Origin of the sequence: Polaromonas sp. (assembly GCF_012927415.1) — a bacterium.
In the GTDB taxonomy this organism is placed as follows: domain Bacteria; phylum Pseudomonadota; class Gammaproteobacteria; order Burkholderiales; family Burkholderiaceae_C; genus Polaromonas.
Map to the genome: position 1 here is coordinate 14,041 of NZ_JABBPF010000054.1, position 23,839 is coordinate 37,879.

A 23,839-nucleotide genomic window follows, 5' to 3' on the forward strand; every position below is an offset into this window, starting at 1 on the left:
TGAATTCATCCTTCCTTATGCTTGCTCAGGCGGCCGTGCCACCGAGGTAAGCCTCGATCACTTTTTCGTCAGCCTGCACATCGGCGGGCTTGCCCTCGGCGATTTTCTGGCCGAAGTCGAGCACCGAGACGGTGTCGCACATGCTCATCACCACGTCCATGTGATGTTCGATCAGGATCACGGTAATGCCGTGGTCGCGGATCTTGCGGATGATGGTCACCAGTTCCTTGATATCGGGCGCGGTCAGGCCGGCAGCCGGTTCGTCGAGCAGCAGCAGTTGCGGGTCGAGCGCCAGTGCGCGGGCAATTTCGAGCAGGCGCTGCTTGCCGTAGGGCAGGTTGCGCGCCTCCTCGCTTGCCAGATCACCCAGGCCAACAAAGCGCAGCAGTCCCAATCCCCGCTCGATGGCGGCTTTTTCCTCGCGCCGATAACGCGGGGTGTGCAGCGCCACGTCAACAATGTTGCTGTCAAAGGTATGGTGCAAGCCGACCTGAACGTTCTGCAGCGCGGTCATCTCGCCGAACAGCTGCACGTTCTGGAAAGTGCGTGCAATGCCCGATAGCGCAATGTCCGACGAGGTACGCCCGACCACCGAGCGGCCAGCGAAATTGATGCTTCCTCCCGTCGGCACGTAAATGCCGGTCAGCACGTTCATCATGGTACTTTTGCCCGAGCCATTGGGGCCGATCAGGCCGTGAATGGTGCCGCGCTTGATGCGCAAATCGACCTGGTTGATGGCTTTGAGGCCACCAAACTGCATCAACACGCCCTGCGCAATCAACAGGTCGCCCCCTGTTTCGGCGGCTCCGGCACTCGCGGCCACGACGATCGCGTCCTTGCCATCGTCTGTACTGCTGATCATCTCGGGCGCAGACTTTCGCACATGGAACAAGGCGCGCACAAAGCCGACGATGCCGTTTTGCAGGTAGTACACAACAAAAAGAATCATCAAGCCAAAAATGCTCAGGCGCCAGTCCGTAATGGACTCCAGCCAGAAGGAGAACCCGGCAAGCGCGATCGTGCCGACGACCGGAATTGCCATGGCCGTGGGCGTGGTGATCTTTCTCATCACGCCGACCACGGCACCGACCGTAATTAGCGTTGCCAGGGCGGTCGAGACGATGCGAAAGAGCTCGAGGTCATCCAGCAACTTGGGCAAAATCACAATGATGGCAGCGCCCAGCAGTGCGCCGGAACGGGTCTTGCGCCCACCCATGATGACGGCAAGCAAAAACAACACCGTCAGCTCGAAATTGTAGGTATTGGGAGAAATGTACTGCTCCGAATAGGCATACAGGCAGCCGGCCAGACCGGCAAAACCGGCGCTGATGACAAACGCATAAACCTTGTAACGGTAAACCGAAACCCCCATGCAATCGGACGCAACGGGGCTGCCGCGCAAGGCTTCGAACGCGCGGCCGAGCTGCGAACGAAGAATACGGTCCACAACAACCAGGGAAATCACCATCAGCGCAAACACCAGCCAGTAAAAACCGTGCTCGTCCAGCTGATAGCCAGCGATCGATGGCTTGGGAATCTTGATGCCTAGCGGACCTTCGGTGAGAAAGGTCATCTCGTTAATAAGAATCTGGATGATGGTGCCGAATGCCAAGGTAACCATTGCCAGGTAAGGCCCCGTCACGCGCAACGCCGGCAAGGCCAGCAAGGCGCCAAAAATCGCAGTCACGGCAATACTGGCCGGAATGATGAGCCAAAGGGGGGCGCCCAGCTTCATGAATAGCACGCCAGCCGTATAGGACCCGACACCGAACAGGCCCGCATGGCCCAGGGAAACCTGGCCGGTGTAGCCGACCACGATGTCCAGTCCGTACAACAAGATGGCGTAAATCATGATCGTGCCGACCATGTGGATGTAGTAGGAGTTGCTGGTAAACAGGGGCACAGCGGCCAGCAAGGCCAGCCCCAACACGGCGGCAATAAGGGTCTTGCGGTTCATCTTCAAACTTTCTTGATCGCGTTTTTACCAAACAGGCCAGCAGGCTTGAAAGCCAGCACCAGCAGCAGCAGGACCAGTCCGGGGACGTCCTTGTAGCCGGTGGAAATATAAAAACCGGTTGTGGTCTCGGCGACACCCAAAATGATGCCTCCCACAATGATGCCCATACCGCTGGTCAGCCCGCCGATGATGGCGACAGCAAACGCTTTCAGGCCCAGTACCGCGCCCATCGTGGCGCCGGTCAGCGTCAGCGGTGCAATCAGCACGCCGGCAAACGCGGCCGTGGCCGACGACAGCGCATATGAAAACGTGATGACCAGCCCCGTGTTGATGCCCATCAGCTTGGCCGCGTCGCGGTCGTTAAAAGTGGCGACAACGGCTTTTCCGTAAATCGTCTTGCGGTTAAAAAATTCGACTGCAAGCATCATCAGGACGGCACCGACCACCACCAGGATTTCCATCGGCAGCACGTTGGCGCCAAATATCTTGATCGGCGCTTCCGGCAGCGGCGAAGGAAACCTCAGATCGTCCCGGCCCCAGATATTTTCGGCCACATTCTTGAAGATGATGCCCAGCGCGATGGTCGACATGATCCAGCCAAATTCACTTTTTATCTTGATGGCGGGGCGCACGCCGATGCGCTCGACCAGACCACCCTGCAACAGTCCAAAAAGAATGACCAGCGGAATCATCAGCCAGTAATTGACGCCCAGGTTGACCAGCGTCAAGCCGACCATGGCCCCCAGCATGAGCGCATCGCCCTGACCGAAATTGAGGGTGTCCGAAGTCTGAAAGGTCAGTTGGTAGCCGAAAGCGATGACCGCATAGATCATGCCCAGCGCGACGCCGCTGTAAACAAGTTGGAGCAGGATTTCCATATATTCAGTTCCGTAAAGGGGTTCGGGGTCTGTTCACACCGACCCTTTGTGGGGCTCGAAAAAAAACACCGCGAAAGCCGTGGAAGCCAGCGCGGTGCTTTGTTTCAAGCGATGTTACTTCTTGGCCTTGGCCTGTTTCATGCGGGTTTCGCCGCCTTTTTTCATGTCCGTGTCATAGGCATACACCACCTTGCCGTCCTTGACTTCGCCAAACACCGGAATATTGGCGGTAATGGCCTCATGATCATCCTTGGTGAACGGTTTGTCATAGGTAGTTACAACACCTTCTACCTTGGCGCTCAGGTTTTCCAGCGCTTCTCGGATTTTTGGGCCATCGGTGCTGTTAGCCTGCTTGATCGCAGCGGCCAGCAGAAAAATGGAGTCATAACCCTGGGCCGCCGACACCGGTGAATCGATGCGGTTGTTTTTCGGCTTGAAGGTTTTCAGGTAAGAATCAATAAAGGCCTTGCGCTTCGCGGTGTCCCCCAGCTGGATGAAAGTTTGCGGCATGCGCGCGCCTTCACCACCCGGGCCGGCGTTGTCGATATAGTTGGCCATCGAGAGCGTCCAGCTGCCAACCATCGGCACCTTCCAGCCGAGCTTGGTCATGCCGTTGGCAATCTGCGCCAGCTCGGGCCCAATGCCGTAGGTCAGCACGGCGTCTGCACCGGCTTCCTTGGCCTTGAGCAGCTGGGCTGTCATGTCAACGTCCTTGATGTTGAACTTCTCGACTGCCACCGGCTTGATGCCCTTGGCGGTGAGCGCTTTTTCAAGATCTTCGCGGCCCAGCTGACCGTAGTTGGTGGAGTCAGCCAGAATCGCGACCTTTTTGAAGCCGCGGCGGGTAATGGCCTCTTCCACAATCATCGGCGCCTGAATACTGTCATTGGCCGAGTTGCGAAAGATGTAGTTGTCCGGCTGGTCCTTGAACTGCGTTGTGATAACGCTGCCGGTCGCCACGTTGTTCATCACGGGAATCTTGGCATCCTGAAAGAAGCGCTGCGAAGCCAGCGCCACGCCGGTGTTGATGTAGCCGACGGTGGCCGCCACTTTTTCCTTGTTAATCAGTTCCTGCGCAATCTGCACCCCGCGCTCGTTCTTGGCTTCGTCATCGCGCTCGACGACTTGCAGCTTGCGGCCCAGCACGCCGCCGGATTTGTTGATTTCCTCGACGGCAAGCCTGACGCCGTCACGCATGCTCACGCCCATCGATGAAGAACCGCCGGTAAAAGGACCAGACACGCCGATCTTGATCGGGTCGGCTGCAACGGCAAGACCGGCAACGCTCAGGACGGCTGACGCAACCGCCAGTTTTGCAAAACGTATATTCATGGTGTCTCCAGTAGTGGTGGGTAATAAAGGTGAAGGTGTATCTACAAATACAGATCAATGCCATGCAGGCCAGGACGCCATGCTGCCGTGCGGATTATGAAATTGATTTATCGGTAGCAAGACTCTGTTTTCCCCTACGCATTACTACTTAACAAAAACGAACGGGCAAACCAGCTGCATATCTATAGAAAACCGACGGCAAACAGACGGACCGTGACTCAGCCACCGCAGTGATTTATGCCTTGACGGGCAGCGCTGAACGAAGGTATGGTTTGATGACCCGGCCATTGCGTTGCGCGCGTTGCGCATGCAAGCCACCGCGCAATTTTTCGGACGATCCCATGCAGCTTCGGCTCAAAATATTTTTGCTGTCGATAGTGCCGATGAGCATTGCGCTGGGATCGGTGATCCTGACAGTGCGCAACCAAACCTTGAAGCTGGCCAAGCAGGAGCGCGATCTGGTCGAGTCGACCTACCTGGCCAGCCGCGAAGCGGAGCTGCGGGCCCATGTGAAGCTGGCCCAGAGTTCGATTGCGCCGTTGGTCAAGGACGCATCCAGCGCGCAGCGCCAGGCCGAGGCGATTGCGATTTTGGCCCGGCTGGAATACGGCAAGGACGGTTATTTCTTTGTCTATGACATGAAGGGAAATAACCTGATGCATCCGCGCCAGCCCGAGTTGGTGGGCAAAAACCTCTGGAACCTCAAAGATCCTTTCGGAGACTCGCCCATCCAGAAGCTGCTGGAGGCCACCGAGAGGGGCGGCGGCATCGTCCGCTACTACTGGGAAAAGCCGTCGTCTCTCCAGGTGGCTTTTAAGCTCGGCTATGTAGAGCCGGTCACGCCCTGGGGCTGGATGCTGGGCACCGGCCTTTACCTGGACGATATCGAGCTTGCGCTTCGGAGCATTGACGCCCAGGCGCAGGCCAACATCCGCGAAACCGAGGTACGGATGTACGCAATTGCGATTGTTTCCATCATTCTCATGGGCCTGGCCGGGCTGGCGCTGAATATTAGCGACAACAAGGAATCCAGCGCCAAGCTGCGCTACCTGGCCCAGCGGGTCGTGCATTCCCAGGAGGAAGAACGAGTGCGGGTGGCCAGAGAGCTTCACGACGGCATCGTCCAGGTGCTGGTATCGTCCAAGTTTTTTCTGGAAACCGCGCAGCTGCAGCTGGAAAACAGGCTGATGGCGCAGGCGGGGCCAGCTGAAGCGAAGCCCGTGGCCAAAGGCTTGCCGGCCGAGCCGCAGATTATTGGTCCGCTCGGGCGCGGCCTTGAGCGGTTGAATGCGGCCTTGCTCGAAGTTCGCCGCATTTCCCACGGCCTGCGCCCGGCCCTGCTCGACGACTTCGGACTGGGCCCGGCTATCGAGGTGCTGACCACCGAAGTGCGGGAGCAAGGCAGCTTCGATATCCGGTTTTCCACCCGCGGCAAACCCTGTGCCCTACCACTGAGCCAGAGTACCGCGCTGTTTCGCATTTCGCAGGAAGCTCTGACCAATGCCAAACTGCATTCGAGTGCAGCCAATGTGCGTGTCGAACTGGTCTACCATCGCCACCGCATCAGCCTGTCGATCAAAGACGATGGCAAAGGCTTCGATCTGCGGCAGATCCAGACCGATAACCGCAGCGGCATTGGCCTGCGCAACATGCGGGAGCGGATGGAAGGCCTGGGCGGCACATTGAAAATTTATTCCGATGACGACGGCACCGAAGTCCAGGCTTGGCTCGACACCGCCGTTGCATGAACACAAGAGAAATGCGATGCATGAGACGATTTGCCTCATTCTGGTCGATGACCACCCCTTTGTGCGCGACGGAGTGCGCATGCGGCTCGAAGCCACCGACGACATCCGGGTGGTGGGGGAAGCCGGCGGCGTGGACGAGGCGATGCAGCTGGCAGCCGAGCTCGGTGAGGCCCATGCACCGCACATCGTGCTGACTGACATCAGCATGCGCGGCGCCAGCGGCATCGAACTGGCCTCACTGTTCCAGCAGCATTTTCCAGACATCGCCGTACTGGTGTTGTCGATGCACAACAACCTTGAATATGTCAAGCGCGCCATTGAGTCCGGCGCCCGGGGCTATGTGCTCAAGGATGCGCCCGCCCAGGAACTGGTCAATGCAATCCGGGCGGTGCATGGAGGCCATACTTTCTTCAGCCCCGAGTTGCAGCACTATCTGGAAGGCTTTCCCGCTCCGAGCGGCGTCAACAGCCCGCTGACGCCCAAAGAGTCGGCGACCCTGGCCTGGCTGGCCTGTGGTTATTCCAACAAGCAGATTGCCCGTGAACTGGGCATGTCGGTGCGCACGGTGGAAACCCACCGGCTCAATTTGCGCCGCAAGCTGCGCATCACCGGACAGGCGGAACTGGTGAAATACGCGATAGACCACATGTTGCCGTTGAAAAAACTCCGGTCGAGCCACGAGGAAGCGTGATGCTGCACGCCTCCAGCACGCCAGTTTTCGAGCAGAATTTGCGCGCCCTTTGGTTGACGTTTACGTAAACGTAATATCATCCAGTCTTGGTACCTTTCTGTGCCCACCCATCATTGAGGAAACACCATGACCGATTTGTCCGCAGATTACAAGGCACTCGCCAGCTACCGCCCGACGAACAAGGTGCGCTTCATCACCGCCGCCAGCTTGTTTGACGGCCATGACGCCGCCATCAACATCATGCGGCGCATTTTGCAGGGCATGGGAGCCGAGGTGGTGCATCTGGGCCACAACCGCAGTGTTGATGAAGTTGTGACCGCTGCACTGCAGGAAGACGCCCAGGGAATTGCCATCAGTTCCTACCAGGGCGGGCATGTGGAGTACTTCAAATACATGGTCGATTTACTCAAAAGCCGGGGTGGTGCGCATATTCAGGTGTTCGGCGGCGGCGGCGGCGTGATCGTCCCACCGGAAATCCGCGAGCTTCAAGCCTACGGCGTGGCGCGTATTTTCAGCCCTGAGGATGGGCAGAAAATGGGGCTGGCCGGCATGATTGGCGAAATGGTGATGCGTTGCGACAAGGATCTGACCGGCTTTGCCCCCACCAGAGTTGAAGCCATTGAAGGCCATGGCGAGATGGCTTGGCGGGCGCTCGCCCAGCTCATCACCGCACTGGAAGATGGCAAAGCTGATGAGGCACTGGTCCAGCAACTACGGGCACAAGCTGCTATTAAAAAGATACCGGTACTCGGCATTACCGGCACTGGCGGCGCAGGCAAGTCCTCGCTCACCGACGAGCTGATCCGCCGGCTGCGGCTGGACCAGAACGACCAGCTGCGTGTGGCCCTCATCAGCATCGACCCGTCCAGGCGCAAGAGTGGCGGTGCCTTGCTTGGCGACCGCATCCGCATGAACGCCATCAACCCATGGAGCCAGGGGCCGCGCGTCTTCATGCGCTCCCTGGCCACGCGCGACTTCGGCTCTGAGATCAGCAAAGCCTTGCCCGATGTGATTGCCGCCTGCAAGGCTGCGGGCTTCGACCTGATCGTTGTAGAGACCTCCGGCATCGGTCAGGGCGACGCTGCCATCGTGCCGCATGTCGATGTGCCGATGTACGTGATGACGCCCGAATTCGGCGCGGCCAGCCAGCTGGAAAAAATTGACATGCTCGACTTTGCCGAGTTCGTCGCCATTAACAAGTTTGACCGCAAGGGCTCGCTCGACGCCCTGCGCGACGTGTCCAAACAGGTGCAGCGCAACAAGGAGGCCTGGACCACGCCGGCCGACCAGATGCCGGTTTACGGCACCATGGCCGCGCGCTTTAACGATGATGGTGTCACCGCGCTATACCAGGCACTCAAACCCCGACTGGCCGCACTGGGTCTTAGCCTGAACGACGGCGTTCTGCCAAAGGTCGATGTGCGCCACAGCACCAACCAGACGCCAGTGGTGCCGGCCGCACGCACGCGTTACCTGGCCGAGATTGCCGACACCGTGCGCAGCTACAAAAAACGCGGTCAGGACCAGGCCGCGCTGGCTCGGGAAATCCAGCAATTGCGCGCCGCCGCGGTCATGCTGACGGTCGACAAGCCCGACAGGGCCAGTGCCGCTGAAGCCGCCATTGACCTGGCCGTGCAGCGCGAGCAAGTGCAGGATCCGGCAGCAAAAAAACTGCTGGCCCAATGGCCGGAAATGCAAAAAGCCTATGCGGGTGATGAATACGTGGTGAAAATCCGCGATAAGGAAATCCGCACGCAACTGACCACCAAATCACTCTCCGGCACCACCATCCGCAAGGTCTGTCTGCCCAAGTACCAGGACCACGGCGAAATAATCAAGTGGCTGATTCTGGACAACGTACCGGGCAGCTACCCCTACACCGCCGGCACCTTTGCCTTCAAGCGCGAGGGCGAAGACCCAACCCGGATGTTCGCCGGCGAAGGTGACCCCTTCCGTACCAATACGCGCTTCAAATTGCTGAGCGAAGGCATGGCCGCCAAGCGCCTGTCCACCGCTTTTGACTCAGTGACACTGTACGGCAACGACCCGCATGTGCGGCCTGACATCTACGGCAAGGTTGGCAACTCGGGCGTTTCCATCGCCACGCTGGACGACATGAAGGTGCTGTATGGAGGGTTTGATTTGTGCAGCCCGACCACCAGCGTCTCGATGACCATCAACGGCCCGGCGCCCAGCATCCTGGCGATGTTCATGAACACCGCCATCGACCAGAACCTGGAAAAATTCAAGCTGGAGAACGGCCGCGAGGCGAGCGACACCGAAACCCAGAAAATCCGCGAATGGGTGCTGAGCAATGTGCGCGGCACGGTGCAGGCGGACATTCTGAAGGAAGACCAGGGCCAGAACACCTGCATCTTCTCGACCGAGTTCAGCCTGAAAGTGATGGGCGACATCGCCGAGTATTTTGTGCACCACAACGTGCGCAACTTTTACAGCGTTTCCATCAGCGGTTACCACATTGCCGAAGCTGGCGCGAATCCGATCTCGCAGCTCGCCTTCACCTTGTCCAACGGCTTTACCTTTGTCGAAGCCTATCTGGCGCGCGGCATGCACATCGACGACTTCGCGCCGAATTTGTCGTTCTTCTTCAGCAATGGCATGGACCCCGAATACACCGTGATGGGCCGGGTGGCGCGCCGCATCTGGGCTGTGGCGATGAAGGAAAAATACGGCGCGAATGAACGCAGCCAGAAACTCAAATACCACATCCAGACTTCGGGCCGCAGTCTGCACGCTCAGGAAATCCAGTTCAACGACATCCGCACCACGCTGCAGGCGCTGATCGCGATTTACGACAACTGCAATTCCCTGCACACCAACGCATTCGACGAAGCCATCACCACGCCGACCGAAGACTCGGTGCGCCGCGCGATGGCGATCCAGCTCATCATCAACCGCGAATGGGGCCTGGCGAAAAATGAAAACCCGACGCAAGGCGCTTTCATCATTGAAGATCTGACCGAGCTGGTCGAAGAAGCCGTGCTGGCCGAATTCCAGAACATCGCCGACCGGGGCGGCGTGCTGGGGGCGATGGAAACGGGCTATCAACGCGGCCGCATCCAGGACGAATCGATGCATTACGAGATGCTCAAGCACACCGGCGAGCTGCCCATCATCGGCGTAAACACCTTTCGCAACCCGCATGGGGAGCAGGTTGCTGACAAGCTGGAGCTGGCTCGCTCAACCGATGAGGAAAAGCAAAGCCAGCTGGCCCGGCTGGAGGACTTTCACAGCCGCCACGCCAGCGCAGCGCCAACGCAACTCGGGCGGTTGCAGCAGGCAGTGATCGAGAACAGGAACGTGTTCGGGGTACTGATGGATGCAGTGCGCGTCTGCTCGCTTGGGCAGATCACCAACGCGCTGTTTGAAGTCGGCGGGCAGTACCGGCGCAATATGTAAGCGGCCGGCGGGTCCGAAAGTTTGACCCAAAAGAAACCCGAACCACCGTGGCAGATTACGCCCCGGCGGTTCGGGTTTCTTTTTAGCGCAGCGCGGTGGCTCCGGCCAGAGTGGCCTAGCCGCCCTGGTGGGGACGCTTGCCCGGGTTTTTCTTGCTCCGGGTGTGCGAACCGCGCTCAAGGCTGATTTTCTGGCCGTGGCCAGTCGTGATGGTGTAGCCTTTGGGAGACACTGGCTTGGGGGCGCAGATGTCGGCCTCGACTCTGATTTTTTTTGACATAAAAACTCCGATTGAAAAAATGGCTGAATCGGCGATTTTAAGCCACAGCGTGCCGATACGCGCATTTCCGTGGCTTGCACGCTGCAAGTAGGCTTGATGGCTGGGCCTGAGCTTGAGCTGCACAGCCCTCCTCTTTACTGGCGCCAGACGCCTGCATCATGCATCGCCACTTCTCGCGGTCGGTCTCGAGCAGCATTGAAAAGTCCCCGGACGTCATGACTTGCGCCTCGGCGCCTTGCCCCTGAATGGCCGCTTTCGTATCGGGCAGCGAGGTGCGCGGTGTGCTCGCGTCATGGCCAGCGTGAGCAGTTTGCCGGCCTTCAACTGGCCTATGGGCGATGGCAGCGAAGCCATCATCAGGACCACGTTGCCCGCCTGCACAGCCATCATCCGGGAGTTGGAGCCCTTGTAGGGACGTGACGCAGCTTAATGCGGTGTTCAAAATCTCGCCAGCGAGGTGAATCAGGGCGCCGCCGAAGCCGCCCCGGTTGTCCGGGATCACCGTCCATTGGCTGACCGGGCCAAAGGGCGTCTGACAAGGCTGGCTTTCAAACAGGCAGCGACAACGGCAAATTCAGCAGCAGGTTTTGCGGCTTGAGCTTCACCACGCCGTCGGCGTTCATCATGAGGCCGAGGTAGACCGGTTTGCCAGCCACATCGGCGCGCATTTCCCGCAGGTCGGCAAAATCAAGCCTGAACAGGCTGAGCAACCGCCGCAGGCGCACCGGATCGACCTCCTGGCCTTCATACAGGTCGTTAAGCAGCGCGGTCGCCTCCACATCCAGCCCCACATGCCAGCGCCAGGCCGGATCATCGATCTTTTGCAGTGCCCTGATGGTGACCTCAACCCCCAGAAAGTGCCGCACCCATTTTTGCAGCACGCGGGCCAGGGCGTTGAGGCCCGATCGGGCGCGCGTCATGGTGAGAACCAGTCCGTGGCTCAGGTCGTTGCTGAGTTCATGCGTCAGGTCAAGCAGGTACGTGTGTCGGCCTAACTGCCGCAGGTAGTCAGGCGCGTTTTCATCGCTGAGCACCTGCAAATTGACAGTGGGCATGGGTCCCCCGGCTTCAGCCAGAAAGCGGCCAAAGTCGCCCAGCCCGCCAGTCTCACTGAGCATGTCCAGCACTTCCCTGTCCCCGCTTAATTTCTGGCCGTCCTGGCTGCTGATGCGCTGACTGCGGAACAGCATTTCGCCAGCGCGCACCTCGTAGGCGTCGGCAGAATCATTCATCAGCCCGTACGTGATGGCCTGGGCCAGCAGGTCGATGAACAAAGGCGGAATGTTGATAAGACCCATGCCGTCGCGTGGAAACAGGCTCAGGTAATAAGCCTCCAGAGTGCCGGCGGCCAGCAGGCCATCCCGAAATCGCAGAAACAGCCGGTAGCTTTCACGGACATCGGCATCCTGCACCGTCTGCAAGCCGGCCGGCGTGACCGGCATGGAAGGAAATTTGAGCAGCGCATTGTGCAATGCCAGCTCGGCCGGACAGGACCCGGCAACCGGCGCCAGTTCTGGCCGGGCGAGAAAACCCCGGAAATATTCATCGCTGGGAAGCAGCCAGCCGCGGTCGTTGCGCAGCGGGAAAGCGGACAGGCCTGAAGGCCAGGGATTTTGCATGGGGCAATCGATTCAGAAGAAGAGAAATTAGCCAGCAAATAATTTTAATTGCTATATTGTTTATAGCAACAAGTTACCGTAAATAATGGACGTGAGCCATATTTCACTGAAAAACAGTTACCAAGAGCCGACCACCGGGATGGTCGGGTTATTTACACGCTGTTGCAGAAAGCGGCATGGGTCGCATGTTCTTTACATTCCCTTGGCGACCCGCTGGGGCCCCCCGCGCGTTGTACCTCTGACAGGCCCTTGCGCTGTACTCAGGTTTTCCTCTATTCCGCCCAAGGTCAAACCGCCATTGCCAACTGCCCCATCGCCTCATTGTCAGGGCGCTAACCGCAAGCGAACACCACATGATCCCATTTTTTGCTGGTTCAACCACCCTTCCGATCAGTTTCCGCAGCTTTGCGCAACTGCCCGCCCGCGTTCTGGCGCGGACAACCGCCCTGCCACTGCTGTTGCTGCTGACGCTGTTGCAAAGCGCTACAGCCCAGCAGTCCTATCCGCAAGGCGCGCCACTGGACCCTCCCGGCAGCGTCGCCCGGCTCAACCTTGCGGAAGGGGCGGTGAGCTTTGCACCCTCCGAAGACAATGGAGGCACCTGGACCCCCGCCGTGCTGAACCGACCCCTGACCAGCGGTGACCGACTGTGGACCGGCCGGCGCGCTCGCTCTGAGTTGCATGTCGGGTCGACCGCCGTGCGCATGAGTGAGCAAACCAGTCTGGATTTTCTCGCGCTTGACGACAACCTGACGCAGCTGCGGCTGGCGCAAGGCAGCGCGCAATTACGGGTGCGCACGCTGTTTGAAGGTCAGCGTCTAGAGGTCGACACACCCAATTTGGCCTTCGTCATTTCAGAGCCTGGTGACTACCGCCTGGACGTCAATCCTGACAGCGACATCACCCGTGTCGTGACGCTGTCGGGCGGCGGCGTGCTTTACGGCGACAACGGCGCCGTGCTGAATCGGGGCAGCCAGCAGCAAGGCAGCTTCGGCGGCAGGCAGCTGACTCCGGCGGCACCGGGCGCCGCCGTGCAGGACAGTTTCGACGCCTGGGCCGCAGCCAGGGACCGGCGCGAAGACCAGTCCGTCTCGGCTCGCTATGTGCCGCGCGAGACCATTGGCTACCAACAGCTCGACAGCTATGGCGACTGGCAACAGGATCCGGGCTATGGCGCCGTCTGGCTGCCCCGCGCCGTGCCGGTGAACTGGGCACCCTACCGCGTCGGCCACTGGAGCTGGATAGCGCCCTGGGGCTGGACCTGGGTGGACGATGCACCGTGGGGATTTGCGCCGTTTCACTATGGCCGCTGGGCCCAGATCGGACCGCGCTGGGCCTGGGTGCCAGGGCGACTGCCCACGCGTCCGGTTTACGCTCCGGCCCTCGTCGCCTTTGTCGGCGGCAGCAGCGGCGGCGTCAACTGGAATATCTCCATAGGCGCCGGCAGTGCGCCGAGTCCCGGCGTGGGCTGGTTTCCGCTGGCACCGGGCGAAGCTTTCCGGCCAGCCTACTTCGCCAGTCCTCGCTACATCACGCAGGTTAACAACAACATCGTGGTGAACAACACGGTGAACATCAGCAATAACTACCGCTACCAGCGCCAACCGGCGGCCGTCACCGCGGTCAGCCGCGACGCGTTTGTCCGCGGCCGTCCCATGCAGGGCAACCTGCACGCCTTGAGCGCCGCTAATCTGGGCCAGGCTCAGGTGCTGATCGAACGCGGAGAGATGCCGCAACGTCCCGACGTGCGCGAACGGCCGAGCGTAGCGCCCGCGGCCGCATTACCACCTGCCGCCGTGGCCTTGCAACCCGTGGTCCGCAGCCCCCTCGAGCATGGCGATGAGAGGCTCGGAACTGCGGGTCAAAATAACCCACGCGCGGCAAGAACGGACAGCAACGACCGTACTCGCCGGACACAGGCAGTGCCGGCAATGCCGCCGCCCGCATCATCTGCAGCCATGGCCCCTGCCGTGCGCCCTTCTACAGTTTCCGCGCCCGAACGCAGCAACGTCGAGACCGGACAACGCAACCAACGCGAGCCGCAACTGCAACAGCAACAACAGCAGTTGCAGCGCGACCAGGCGCGCCAGCAAACCGACTCAACACGCCAGCAGGAGACGCAAGTCCGGCAAGATGCAGCGCCGCAACCGCAACGCGATTTGCGCGACCCAACCCGGGGAACTGGCAGCGCTGCGCCGCTGGTCTCCCCCGATGCACTGTCCGCCGCTGAGCGCTCTTCGATCAATCAGACCCAGCAGGCACGACAACAGCTTCAGCGCGACCAGCAGCGACAGCAGGCAGAGCAAGGCCGTCAGCAAGAGCGGCAACGTCGCCAGGCCGAAGAAGCTCAGGGACAGCGCGACCGGCGCGAACAGGCGCAAAAACAGCAAAAGCAGACACACCAGCAGGACGCACAACGCCGGCAACTTGAAGCGCAACAGGCGCGGCAACAGCTGCAGCGCGACCAGCAGCGCCAGCAGGCAGAGCAAGGCCACCAACAACAGCAACAACAGCAAGACTCGCGCAAGCCGCAGGCACAGGAACGGCACAAAACACCTCTGCCAGATACAGTCAACGGGCGCGTCGCGCGACCTGAAGGTGAAGCCATTCGCCATCGGGAACCCTGACCCTAACGACCGCCGAGCTCAGGCGCTGAATCAGTCAGTTTTTGATCGTCACTTACGCCGCCAGGGCGAACACTTATGGCTGGCCTTTCGACCTCCTTTTTCAGGCCGACAAAGAGGCTCTGCGAGGCACGGAAAAATTGCCGGCAATGGTCTGCCCAACATCGTTTCTCCTGCCGCGCCAGCCATGCCAAAAACCGCCCCGCTTCAGCCCCTGATTGCCGCTGCTCGCAGGGGGCCATCACGCAAAACTACCTAAGGGTCTGACCGGGTATCGCGGCCTCTTGCGGATAGCTAGGATTGCGACCTGTGTTCATGCAAGCGCCGTCCGCGCCTGCACACGTCGCCTTCTCGGCCCGTGAACCCAAAATCAACCAGCTGGAGAGTAATTTGTCAGAGGAGTTCATTCTTGAAACGCGGGGACTGACCAAGGAATTCAAGGGATTCGTGGCGGTCAACAGCGTTGACCTTAAAGTCCAGCGCGGGCACATTCACGCGCTGATCGGTCCCAATGGCGCTGGCAAGACGACCTTTTTCAATCTGCTGACCAAATTTCTCACGCCGACCCGTGGCAGCATCGTCTTCAACGGCAACGACATCACGACGGAAAAACCAGCCCAGACCGCGCGTCGCGGCATCGTCCGCTCGTTCCAGATATCGGCCGTTTTCCCCCACATGACCGTGCTGGAAAATGTGCGTGCCGCGTTGCAGCGCAACCTGGGCACTTCGTTTCATTTCTGGAAGGCCGAGGACACGCTGTTTCATCTGCATGAGCGGGCGCGCGCCCTGCTGGCAGAAGTGGACCTGAGCAACTTCGCCGATGAGCTGACCGTGAACCTGCCCTATGGCCGCAAACGCGCACTGGAACTCGCCACCACGCTGGCGCTGGAGCCTGAACTGATGCTGCTGGACGAGCCGACCCAGGGCATGGGCCATGAAGACGTGGACCGCGTGACGCAACTAATTAAGAAAGTTTCCGTCGGACGCACCATTTTGATGGTCGAGCACAACATGAACGTGGTGTCGTCGATTGCCAACCGCATCACGGTGCTTCAGCGTGGCGCCATCATCGCCGATGGCCCGTACGCCGAAGTGTCGCAAAATCCGCAGGTGATCGAAGCCTATATGGGCACCGCCAACACCGAACTGCAGGGAGCGCACTGATGACCAAAGAACTGCTCCGCATTGAAGACCTGCACGCCTGGTATGGCGAGTCGCACATCCTGCATGGCGTCAACCTCACGGTCAACGAAGGTGAAGTGGTGACACTGCTGGGCCGCAACGGCGCCGGTCGCACCACCACCATGCGCGCCATTGTGGGAATGACGGGCGCTCGCAAGGGCTCCATCAGGATCAACGGCGAAGAAGCGCTCAAGCTGGCGCCGCACAAGGTGGCCCGGCTGGGCGTGGGCTACTGCCCTGAAGAGCGCGGCATTTTCGCCAGCCTGTCAGCCGAGGAAAACCTGATGTTGCCGCCGACGATCGCACCGGGCGGCATGAGCGTTGCCGAAATTTACGCCATGTTTCCCAACCTGAAAGAGCGCGCCGGCAGCCCCGGTACGCGCCTGTCGGGTGGCGAGCAGCAGATGCTCGCCGTGGCTCGGATTTTGCGGACCGGCGCTCGGCTGCTGCTGCTCGACGAAATTTCAGAAGGTCTGGCGCCTGTCATCGTGCAAAAGCTGGGCGAAATGATTTTGGCGCTCAAGGCCAAGGGCTACACCATCGTGCTGGTCGAACAGAACTTCCGTTTTGCCGCGCCGCTGGCCGATCGTTTTTACGTCATGGAACACGGCCAGATCGTCAAGCAGTTTGCACAGTCCGAGCTGGCCCAGAACATGGGCATGCTGCAGGAATACCTGGGCGTTTGACGTCCATTCGTTACGCCAAAAACCAGATGCTTTTTTCATAATTTCCCATACATCATCAACCAGGAGACTTTCATGAAACTCAACGTTATCGTCGCGGCATTGGCCATCGGATTTGGCGCCACCGCATCCGCACAAGACACCGGTCCTGTCAAGATCGGTTTCATCACCGACATGTCCAGCCTGTATGCCGACATCGACGGCCCTGCCGGTGGGGAAATGGTGAGATGGGCTGCGCAGGACTTCGGCGGCAAGGTGTTGAACCGTCCGATTGAAGTGCTGACCGCAGACCACCAGAACAAGGCTGACGTGGCCTCTTCCAAGGCCCGCGAATGGATCGACAAGGACGGCCTGTCCATGCTGATCGGCGGCACCAACTCGGGCACCGCACTGGCCATGGCCAAGATCGCCGAAGAAAAGAAACGTCCCTTCATGGCGGTAGGTCCTGGCTCAGCCAGGCTGACCAATGAAGCCTGCTCAGCCTACACCGTGCACTATGCCTACGACACCGTGGCCCTGGCCAAGGTTGCGGGTACGGCCCTCGTTAAGTCTGGCGCCAAGAACTGGTTTTTCCTGACAGCCGACTATGCATTCGGCTATTCGCTTGAGAGTGACGCGTCCAATGTGGTCAAGGCCAACGGCGGCACCGTCGCCGGCACCGTGCGCCACCCGCTCAATGCCTCTGACTTTTCTTCCTTCCTGCTCCAGGCGCAATCGTCCAAGGCACAGGTGCTGGCGCTGGCCAACGCCGGTGGCGACTTTACCAATGCGATGAAGGCAGCCAAGGAATTCGGCATCAACAAGACCATGAAGATCGCAGGATTGCTGGTGTTCATCAACGACGTACACAGCCTGGGCCTGGCCAATACGGAAGGCCTGCAGCTGGCCGACAGCTGGTACTGGAACCAGGATGACGCCTCGCGCAAATTTGCCAAGCGTTTCTTCGACAAATACAAGCGCATGCCCTCCAGCCTGCAGGCCGCCGACTACTCGGTCGCGACCACCTACCTTAAGGCCGTGCAAGCCGCCGGCACAACGGACGCAGACAAGGTCATGAGCAGCTTGAAGGCTATGAAAATCGACGATTTCTACAACAAGGGCCAGATCCGCGCCGACGGCCGGATGATCCACGACATGTACCTGTTCCAGGTTAAGTCGGCCAAGGAATCGACCGTGCCATGGGACTACTACAAAATGGTTTCCAAGATCCCCGGTGACCAGGCTTTCACCACACCGGCTGAATCCAAATGTGCGCTGACCAAAAAATAAACTGACGCTCAGGGCGGCTGGTCGCAGATGCGACTGGCCGCCTTTTTTTATTACCTCAAGTCATGACCTGACAGGCGCATCCATGGAAATTTTCGGTATTCCTCATCAAGCATTTATGGGCCAGCTCCTGCTGGGCTTGGTCAACGGCGCGTTTTACGCCATGCTCAGCCTTGGACTGGCGGTCATCTTCGGTCTGCTGGGCGTTGTCAATTTTGCGCACGGTGCGCTGTACATGCTGGGCGCATTTGCCGCCTGGATCATGCTCGATAAATTCGGCATCAATTACTGGTTTGCGCTGATACTGGCACCGCTGGTGGTGGGTGCCTTCGGCGTCGTAATTGAGAGGCTGTTCCTGAAACACCTGTATAAGCTAGATCCGTTATACGGCTTGCTGCTGACCTTCGGGCTGGCGTTGATTGTCGAAGGTGTTTTTCGCGAGTTGTATGGCGCGTCGGGCCAATCGTATCCAGTACCGGAACTGCTTTCGGGCGCCACCAACCTGGGCTTCATGGTGCTTCCGAACTACCGCGCGTGGGTGGTGCTGGTTTCCCTGGTGGTATGCCTTGGCACCTGGTTCATCATCGAGCGAACCCCGCTGGGTGCCAACCTGCGTGCCGGCACTGAAAACGCGGCACTGGTTCAGACTTTCGGCATCAACGTGCCCATGATGGTCATGTTGACCTATGGCGCGGGCGCGGCGCTGGCCGGACTGGCTGGCGTGCTGGCCGCCCCCATTATTCAGGTCAATCCCCTGATGGGATCCAACCTCATCATCGTGGTGTTCGCCGTGGTGGTGATCGGTGGCATGGGCTCCATTCTGGGTTCGGTGATCACCGGCCTGGCACTCGGCCTGGTCGAAGGCATGACCCGCGTTTTCTACCCGGAGGCATCCAATATTGTGGTGTTCGTCGTGATGGTGCTGGTGCTGATGGTTCGTCCGGCAGGCCTTTTCGGCAAGGAGGCATGAGCCATGAACAACAATATGACTCAATCTGTGACCAAATCCCGCATGACCAAAGCCGCCAAAATCACGCGCTTCACTTACCTGGCGCTGCTGGTGCTCGCGCTGGCCGCACCGGCTATCGGGCTCTACCCCGTATTTGTCATGAAGCTGTTGTGCTTTGCGCTGTTCGCCTGCGCCTTCAATTTGCTGCTGGGTTTTACCGGCCTGTTGTCCTTCGGCCATGCCGCATTTTTTGGCTCGGCGGCTTACGTGACCGGCTGGTTCGTCAAGTCCCAGAGCTGGACGCCGGAACTGGCGATTCTGGCCGGCACCCTGGGAGCCGGACTGCTCGGCCTGATCGTCGGTGCGGTGGCTATTCGCCGACAGGGCATTTACTTTGCCATGATCACGCTGGCGATTGCCCAAATGGTCTATTTCGTCTGCCTCCAGGCATCCTTCACCGGTGGCGAAGACGGCTTGCAGGGCGTGTCGCGCGGCAAGCTGTTCGGCATGATCCCGCTGCAGTCCGACACCGCCATGTATTACTTCGTGGTCGCGATTTTTGTGCTGTGCTTCCTGTTCATCTCGCGCATCGTGCACTCTCCGTTTGGCCAGGTCCTCAAAATGATCCGGGAAAACGAGCCGCGCGCGATTTCGCTTGGTTATCAGGTGGACCGCTACAAGCTGCTGGCCTTTGTGCTGTCTGCCGCCCTGGCAGGCCTGGCGGGCTCGCTAAAGACACTGGTCATGGGCTTTGCCACCCTGTCCGATGTGCACTGGTCGATGTCGGGTGAAGTGATCTTGATGACGCTGCTCGGCGGCGTGGGAACCTTTTTCGGCCCGGTGATGGGCGCGGGCATCGTGATTTCGCTGCAAAACCTGCTCGCTGACAAGGTCGGCTCCTGGGTTACTGTCATCATTGGCGTGATCTTTGTGCTTTGTGTGCTTGCCTTCCGCAAGGGCATCGTGGGCGAATTGCAGGCTTATATTCAACGTCGCCGCGCTGCGGCAAAAGTCCACTGACGAGCAACGGTTACCACGGCAGGGAATTGCCGCGGTAATCCCTGAAACTGCCAGTATTTGCAGCGGTTAATCCAGCCATTACCGCAAGTAACTCAGCCGCTGCCACGGTTGCATGACGCACCGACAAACCGGCTTTGGCAAAGGGCTGCGACAGTCCGCTGTCCACCGTCCCGGGATGCAGCGCCACACAAAGGGATTCACGGTTACGGCGGGTAAGCTCTATTGACGCGGTTTTAACCAGCTGGTTCAGCGCTGCCTTGGAAGCGCGATAACCGTACCAGCCACCGAGCGCGTTGTCACCAATGCTGCCGACCCGGGCTGAAACAAAAGCGGCCGCGCAACGCCCCTGTTTGGGAAATAGCGGCAGAAAATGTTTCATCACCAGCGCCGGGCCGATGGCGTTGACGCGAAACACATGACTCAGGTAGTCGGCGTCCAGCTGGCTCCAGCTGCGTTCGGGCTGGCCTTGCTGGCCATGCAAAAAGCCGCTGGCTACCACTAGCAAACGAAGGTCGAGCTGCCTGTCAGCGCACTGAGCGGCAACCCAGCTCGCTGCCGCTTGAAGGCTGGTTTCGTCCGCATAGTCAATCGCCGGATGGCTGCTGCGGCTTAAAGCCAGCACAGTTGGATAGGGGCCGAAAGCGCCTTCGGACCCTGACAATTGGGCCGTCAGGGCCGCCCCCAAGCCACCCCCCGCGCCTATGACCAGCGCCACACCCGGCGGCGAAGCAAGCTTGCCGGCTGTCGCCGCCAGATCGTCGAGGCTGTACTCATGATTCATTTTGCGGCACCCGTTGCTATGCTATTTATAGCTACTCATGCAGATTCTTTCTGGACCAGCGGCTTATTTACAATATAAGTGATGGGGCTGCGTCAGGACTCATCGTCCAGCAGGCGTACCCTGACGCTTTTACCCTTGACCTTTCCCATCGCCAGTTTGTGCAACGCGTCGGCGGCAATGCTGCGGTCCACCGCGACATAGGTGGAAAACTCGTTCACATTGATCTTGCCAACCTGCTCACGGGTGAAGCCGGCCTCGCCGGTCAGCGCTCCCAGCACGTCGCCGGCGCGAATCTTTTCCTTGCGGCCACCCACGATCTGCAGCGTGGCCATTGGCGGGCGCAGCGCTTCCTTGCCATCCGGTGTCAGCTCGTCGAGCTTGTGCCATTCGGACTCGGCTTTTTGCAGTTGCTCGATCTTGCCAACCGAGCCCATTTCGTCCATCGTGGCCAGGCTGATGGCCCAACCCTCTTCGTCGGCACGGCCGGTGCGGCCGATGCGGTGAATATGAATTTCAGCATCGGGCGTCACATCGACGTTGATCACCATTTCCAGCTGCGAAATATCCAGCCCGCGCGCCGCCACGTCGGTCGCAACCAGAACCGAGCAGCTGCGGTTGGAAAACTGCACCAGCACCTGGTCGCGTTCGCGCTGCTCCAGCTCGCCATACAGCGCAAGCGCGCTAAAACCCTGGTCTTTCAGCAGTTGCACCAGCGCCCGGCATTGCGATTTGGTATTGCAAAAGGCCAGCGTGCTGACCGGCCGGTAATGGTTGAGCACCAGCGCCACCGCATTGAGGCGCGCCTCGTCGTGGTCGGTATCCTCAACCTGATACCAGCGCTGACGGATCTTGCTTTTTTCATGCTGCGCCTGCACGGTGATGGTTTGCGGGTTCTTCATGAACTGCTGGCTGATTTTGGCGATGCCTTCAGGGTAAGTCGCCGAAAACAGCAGGGTCTGGCGTTCTTTGGGACATTGTTTGGCCACGGTGGCGATGTCGTCAAAAAAGCCCATGTCAAGCATGCGGTCGGCCTCGTCGAGCACCAGCGTATTCAGGGCTTCCAGATTCAGGTTGCCGCGCTCCAGGTGATCCATGATGCGGCCTGGAGTGCCGACCACGATGTGCGCGCCGTGCTCCAGGCTGGCAATCTGGCCGCGCAGGGCAACGCCGCCGCACAGCGTGACGACCTTGATGTTTTCCTCGGCGCGGGCCAAGCGGCGGATTTCGGTCGTGACCTGATCGGCCAGCTCGCGTGTCGGGCATAGCACCATCGCCTGGATGGCAAAACGGCGGGCGTTCAGGTTGGCCAGCAGAGCCAGCGCAAAGGCGGCGGTCTTGCCGCTGCCGGTCTTGGCCTGGGCAATCAGGTCTTTGCCGAGCAGCGCGACCGGCAGGCTGGCGGCCTGAATCGGGGTCATGGCGGTGTAGCCGAGTTGGGTCAGATTTGCCAGGACGTGGGCCGGCAGCGAAAGGGCGCTGAAATCATTGGGAAAAGTAATCATGCCCTGATTATCGTGACTCGCGCCTTGCCTCATTGCGGTAAGGCCGGCGAGCGAAACACTGGCAAGCTGTGCGCGGTCCCATTTGCCTGAACTTTTTTGATTATTAGGCACCCCCTGAAAACTTGATTCCCCTGCCCTTCCTAACGCCTTGCAGTCACTGACAAGCCATGCGCTGCCGGCCTTTGCAATGGCGCTGGCAGTGATCATTGTTGCGGTTGGCGCCTAGGGTGGCTGGTGCAGCGCTACGCCATCCACCGTGAAACCAGCCGGTTGACGCCGCTGGGCGTATTTGCGGAGCTGTCAGGCGCTGAGCGCGCCGGAGCGGTTCTTTTCATGCACGGTCCGGCACCGCTTTGACCCGCGAGTGATGAGCTGGCCGGTATGGCTTCCAGCTCGGCATGGCCGGCTGGCTGCATTGGTGCCGCGGATCTGTGCCGTACCACCAGGAGGGGTGGGCGCGCACCAATGCCAGGAGCCAGGAGCGTCTGGCCAGGGGCAGCATGGCAACATCCACGCATTCATGGACAACAAAATGATTTACCGATTACTTCTCGTGCAAAGCACAATTTCTAAGATCAAGTTAAGATATATTGTGCGCAATTAGATTTGACACAATATTAAATTGCATTAAAAATTTATAGCGCCATCCTGCGCGATTTTTTACCAGACAACGAAAGTGAACCCCTCTATGTCCAAAAGCAACGTAACTGCAAGCGCAGGTCAATCGCGTCGCAATCTGCTTGTTGGCAGCATCGCCGTGGCGGCCAGTGCAGGCGCAGCGGCTGCAACCCATTCAAGCAATCCGGCTACCATGAAAAACGACTACAAGGCCGCTCACCGCAGCAACATGATCACCACCAAAGACGGCACCCAAATCTATTACAAGGACTGGGGCACCGGCCCGGATACCGTCATCTTCAGTCACGGCTGGCCTTTGAGCGCTGACGCCTGGGAAGACCAGATGATGTTTCTGGCCTCCAACGGTTACCGCTGCATTGCCCATGACCGGCGCGGACACGGCCGTTCCAGCCAGCCCTGGGATGGCAACAATTACGATACCTTTGCCGCCGACCTTGACACCCTGGTGACGACACTGAATATCAAAAACGCAACCTTCGTCGGTCACTCCATGGGGGGCGGGGAAGTCGCTCGCTATCTGGGCAAGTTCGGCAGCGCGCGCGCTTCCCAGGCGGTGCTGATTGCTGCAGTAACGCCACTGATGATCAAGACCGACAAGAACCCCGAAGGCACGCCCCTGAGTGCTTTTGACGGCATTCGCGCCGGCCTGCAGGCTGACCGCGCACAGTTCTACAAAGATCTGACCAACCCGTTTTTCGGCTTCAACCGCACCGGCATCAAGGACTCGTCAGGTCGCCGCGACACCTTCACCACGCTGGGCATGCAGTCCAGCCTGCGCAGCTCGTATGAGTGCGTCAAGCAGTTTTCAGAAACCGACTTCACTGAAGACCTGAAAAAAATGACGCTGCCGACGCTGATCATCCACGGTGATGATGACCAGATCGTACCGATCGCTCCGTCGGCCATGGCGGCATCGAAAATTCTGAAAAACGCCCGTCTCGAAGTTTACAAAGGCGGCTCGCACGCGATCCCACAAATGAACAAAGACAAGCTCAACGCAGACTTGCTGGCATTCCTCAAGCAGGCCTGAGCGGCGATTGACGGCTGCTCCACAGCAGCAAAAGCAAAACAGGCGCCAAGGTTCGACACTCGAGTCGCCTGTCTGCCGGCAAACCGGCAGGCGCGGGGGACATGACCTTACCGACATGCAGTGGCTGCCCGGTGGTAAGGTGGGTTCCCATTTCGCGCAACCAGGAAAAACACATATGCGGACTTTTGACTTCGATCTCTTTGTCATCGGCGGCGGCAGTGGCGGCGTGCGCGCTGCG

General features: G+C 59.5%; 18 protein-coding genes. 10 read left to right on the top strand and 8 right to left on the bottom strand.

Going from position 1 to position 23,839, the window contains the following annotated elements; translation table 11 throughout:
- Positions 1-25: 25 nt before the first annotated feature.
- From HHJ19_RS05735 to HHJ19_RS05745, 3 genes are all read right to left on the bottom strand, one after another.
- Complete coding sequence (locus HHJ19_RS05735; protein ID WP_296904882.1) at positions 26-1,957, bottom strand: branched-chain amino acid ABC transporter ATP-binding protein/permease; 1,932 nt, start codon at positions 1,955-1,957, stop codon at positions 26-28.
- A 2-nt stretch (positions 1,958-1,959) separates the two neighbouring features.
- Positions 1,960-2,835: a branched-chain amino acid ABC transporter permease gene (locus tag HHJ19_RS05740; RefSeq protein ID WP_296904883.1), complete on the bottom strand. Its 876-nt coding sequence runs from the start codon at positions 2,833-2,835 to the stop codon at positions 1,960-1,962.
- A gap of 114 nt (positions 2,836-2,949) precedes the next feature.
- Positions 2,950-4,167 (bottom strand): ABC transporter substrate-binding protein, encoded by a 1,218-nt coding sequence (locus HHJ19_RS05745; protein WP_296904885.1) that lies wholly within the window; start codon positions 4,165-4,167, stop codon positions 2,950-2,952.
- A 341-nt stretch (positions 4,168-4,508) separates the two neighbouring features.
- Here HHJ19_RS05745 and HHJ19_RS05750 point away from each other — a divergent pair, with 341 nt between their 5' ends.
- The 3 genes from HHJ19_RS05750 (at position 4,509) to icmF (ending at position 10,026) form a co-directional block, all read left to right on the top strand.
- Positions 4,509-5,915, top strand: a complete 1,407-nt coding sequence (locus HHJ19_RS05750) for a cache domain-containing protein (RefSeq protein ID WP_296904887.1) — start codon at positions 4,509-4,511, stop codon at positions 5,913-5,915.
- Positions 5,916-5,931: 16 nt separating this feature from the next.
- Entirely contained in the window at positions 5,932-6,606 is a 675-nt protein-coding gene (locus tag HHJ19_RS05755) for a response regulator transcription factor (RefSeq protein WP_296904888.1), read from the top strand.
- Positions 6,607-6,732: 126 nt separating this feature from the next.
- Positions 6,733-10,026, top strand: a complete 3,294-nt coding sequence (icmF, locus tag HHJ19_RS05760) for a fused isobutyryl-CoA mutase/GTPase IcmF (protein WP_296904890.1) — start codon at positions 6,733-6,735, stop codon at positions 10,024-10,026.
- A gap of 115 nt (positions 10,027-10,141) precedes the next feature.
- Here icmF and HHJ19_RS05765 read toward each other — a convergent pair whose 3' ends face one another.
- The 3 genes from HHJ19_RS05765 to HHJ19_RS05775 form a co-directional block, all read right to left on the bottom strand.
- A complete protein-coding gene (locus HHJ19_RS05765; protein ID WP_296904892.1) occupies positions 10,142-10,306 on the bottom strand; it encodes a hypothetical protein in 165 nt (54 codons plus the stop codon).
- A 213-nt stretch (positions 10,307-10,519) separates the two neighbouring features.
- Positions 10,520-10,696, bottom strand: a complete 177-nt coding sequence (locus tag HHJ19_RS05770) for a hypothetical protein (protein ID WP_296904894.1) — start codon at positions 10,694-10,696, stop codon at positions 10,520-10,522.
- 158 nt (positions 10,697-10,854) lie between these two features.
- Complete coding sequence (locus HHJ19_RS05775; RefSeq protein WP_296904896.1) at positions 10,855-11,925, bottom strand: DUF6352 family protein; 1,071 nt, start codon at positions 11,923-11,925, stop codon at positions 10,855-10,857.
- A 353-nt stretch (positions 11,926-12,278) separates the two neighbouring features.
- Between HHJ19_RS05775 and HHJ19_RS05780 the strand changes: the two genes are divergently transcribed.
- From HHJ19_RS05780 to HHJ19_RS05805, 6 genes are all read left to right on the top strand, one after another.
- Positions 12,279-14,552: a DUF6600 domain-containing protein gene (locus tag HHJ19_RS05780; protein WP_296904898.1), complete on the top strand. Its 2,274-nt coding sequence runs from the start codon at positions 12,279-12,281 to the stop codon at positions 14,550-14,552.
- 387 nt (positions 14,553-14,939) lie between these two features.
- The gene (locus tag HHJ19_RS05785) at positions 14,940-15,713 is read left to right on the top strand and encodes an ABC transporter ATP-binding protein (RefSeq protein WP_296904910.1); all 774 of its coding nucleotides are present in this window, start codon (positions 14,940-14,942) and stop codon (positions 15,711-15,713) included.
- Entirely contained in the window at positions 15,713-16,417 is a 705-nt protein-coding gene (locus HHJ19_RS05790) for an ABC transporter ATP-binding protein (RefSeq protein WP_296904900.1), read from the top strand. The genes HHJ19_RS05785 and HHJ19_RS05790 overlap by 1 nt, the downstream gene beginning before the upstream one ends.
- A gap of 72 nt (positions 16,418-16,489) precedes the next feature.
- Positions 16,490-17,683, top strand: a complete 1,194-nt coding sequence (locus tag HHJ19_RS05795) for an ABC transporter substrate-binding protein (protein ID WP_296904901.1) — start codon at positions 16,490-16,492, stop codon at positions 17,681-17,683.
- An 82-nt stretch (positions 17,684-17,765) separates the two neighbouring features.
- The gene (locus HHJ19_RS05800; protein ID WP_296904903.1) at positions 17,766-18,650 is read left to right on the top strand and encodes a branched-chain amino acid ABC transporter permease; all 885 of its coding nucleotides are present in this window, start codon (positions 17,766-17,768) and stop codon (positions 18,648-18,650) included.
- Positions 18,651-18,692: 42 nt separating this feature from the next.
- On the top strand, positions 18,693-19,649 hold the full coding sequence (locus tag HHJ19_RS05805) for a branched-chain amino acid ABC transporter permease (RefSeq protein WP_296904912.1): 957 nt from the start codon (positions 18,693-18,695) through the stop codon (positions 19,647-19,649).
- Between the two features lie 10 nt (positions 19,650-19,659).
- Here the strand turns inward: HHJ19_RS05805 and HHJ19_RS05810 are convergent, their stop codons facing one another.
- Both HHJ19_RS05810 and dbpA read right to left on the bottom strand, forming a co-directional pair.
- The gene (locus tag HHJ19_RS05810; RefSeq protein WP_296904905.1) at positions 19,660-20,430 is read right to left on the bottom strand and encodes an SDR family NAD(P)-dependent oxidoreductase; all 771 of its coding nucleotides are present in this window, start codon (positions 20,428-20,430) and stop codon (positions 19,660-19,662) included.
- Positions 20,431-20,522: 92 nt separating this feature from the next.
- Complete coding sequence (gene dbpA, locus HHJ19_RS05815; protein ID WP_296904907.1) at positions 20,523-21,932, bottom strand: ATP-dependent RNA helicase DbpA; 1,410 nt, start codon at positions 21,930-21,932, stop codon at positions 20,523-20,525.
- Positions 21,933-22,620: 688 nt separating this feature from the next.
- Between dbpA and HHJ19_RS05820 the strand changes: the two genes are divergently transcribed.
- Positions 22,621-23,601, top strand: coding sequence for an alpha/beta hydrolase (locus tag HHJ19_RS05820; RefSeq protein WP_296904909.1), 981 nt, complete (start codon positions 22,621-22,623; stop codon positions 23,599-23,601).
- Positions 23,602-23,839: the final 238 nt, after the last annotated feature.

What these genes read in the sequence shown, in the direction of transcription:
- HHJ19_RS05735 (WP_296904882.1), bottom strand. Translation starts at nt 1,957, where the DNA reads ATGAACCGCAAGACCCTTATTGCCGCCGTGTTGGGGCTGGCCTTGCTG.
- HHJ19_RS05740 (WP_296904883.1), bottom strand. Translation starts at nt 2,835, where the DNA reads ATGGAAATCCTGCTCCAACTTGTTTACAGCGGCGTCGCGCTGGGCATG.
- HHJ19_RS05745 (WP_296904885.1), bottom strand. Translation starts at nt 4,167, where the DNA reads ATGAATATACGTTTTGCAAAACTGGCGGTTGCGTCAGCCGTCCTGAGC.
- HHJ19_RS05750 (WP_296904887.1), top strand. Translation starts at nt 4,509, where the DNA reads ATGCAGCTTCGGCTCAAAATATTTTTGCTGTCGATAGTGCCGATGAGC.
- HHJ19_RS05755 (WP_296904888.1), top strand. Translation starts at nt 5,932, where the DNA reads ATGCATGAGACGATTTGCCTCATTCTGGTCGATGACCACCCCTTTGTG.
- icmF (WP_296904890.1), top strand. Translation starts at nt 6,733, where the DNA reads ATGACCGATTTGTCCGCAGATTACAAGGCACTCGCCAGCTACCGCCCG.
- HHJ19_RS05765 (WP_296904892.1), bottom strand. Translation starts at nt 10,306, where the DNA reads ATGTCAAAAAAAATCAGAGTCGAGGCCGACATCTGCGCCCCCAAGCCA.
- HHJ19_RS05770 (WP_296904894.1), bottom strand. Translation starts at nt 10,696, where the DNA reads ATGATGGCTGTGCAGGCGGGCAACGTGGTCCTGATGATGGCTTCGCTG.
- HHJ19_RS05775 (WP_296904896.1), bottom strand. Translation starts at nt 11,925, where the DNA reads ATGCAAAATCCCTGGCCTTCAGGCCTGTCCGCTTTCCCGCTGCGCAAC.
- HHJ19_RS05780 (WP_296904898.1), top strand. Translation starts at nt 12,279, where the DNA reads ATGATCCCATTTTTTGCTGGTTCAACCACCCTTCCGATCAGTTTCCGC.
- HHJ19_RS05790 (WP_296904900.1), top strand. Translation starts at nt 15,713, where the DNA reads ATGACCAAAGAACTGCTCCGCATTGAAGACCTGCACGCCTGGTATGGC.
- HHJ19_RS05795 (WP_296904901.1), top strand. Translation starts at nt 16,490, where the DNA reads ATGAAACTCAACGTTATCGTCGCGGCATTGGCCATCGGATTTGGCGCC.
- HHJ19_RS05800 (WP_296904903.1), top strand. Translation starts at nt 17,766, where the DNA reads ATGGAAATTTTCGGTATTCCTCATCAAGCATTTATGGGCCAGCTCCTG.
- HHJ19_RS05805 (WP_296904912.1), top strand. Translation starts at nt 18,693, where the DNA reads ATGACCAAAGCCGCCAAAATCACGCGCTTCACTTACCTGGCGCTGCTG.
- HHJ19_RS05810 (WP_296904905.1), bottom strand. Translation starts at nt 20,430, where the DNA reads ATGAATCATGAGTACAGCCTCGACGATCTGGCGGCGACAGCCGGCAAG.
- dbpA (WP_296904907.1), bottom strand. Translation starts at nt 21,932, where the DNA reads ATGATTACTTTTCCCAATGATTTCAGCGCCCTTTCGCTGCCGGCCCAC.
- HHJ19_RS05820 (WP_296904909.1), top strand. Translation starts at nt 22,621, where the DNA reads ATGTCCAAAAGCAACGTAACTGCAAGCGCAGGTCAATCGCGTCGCAAT.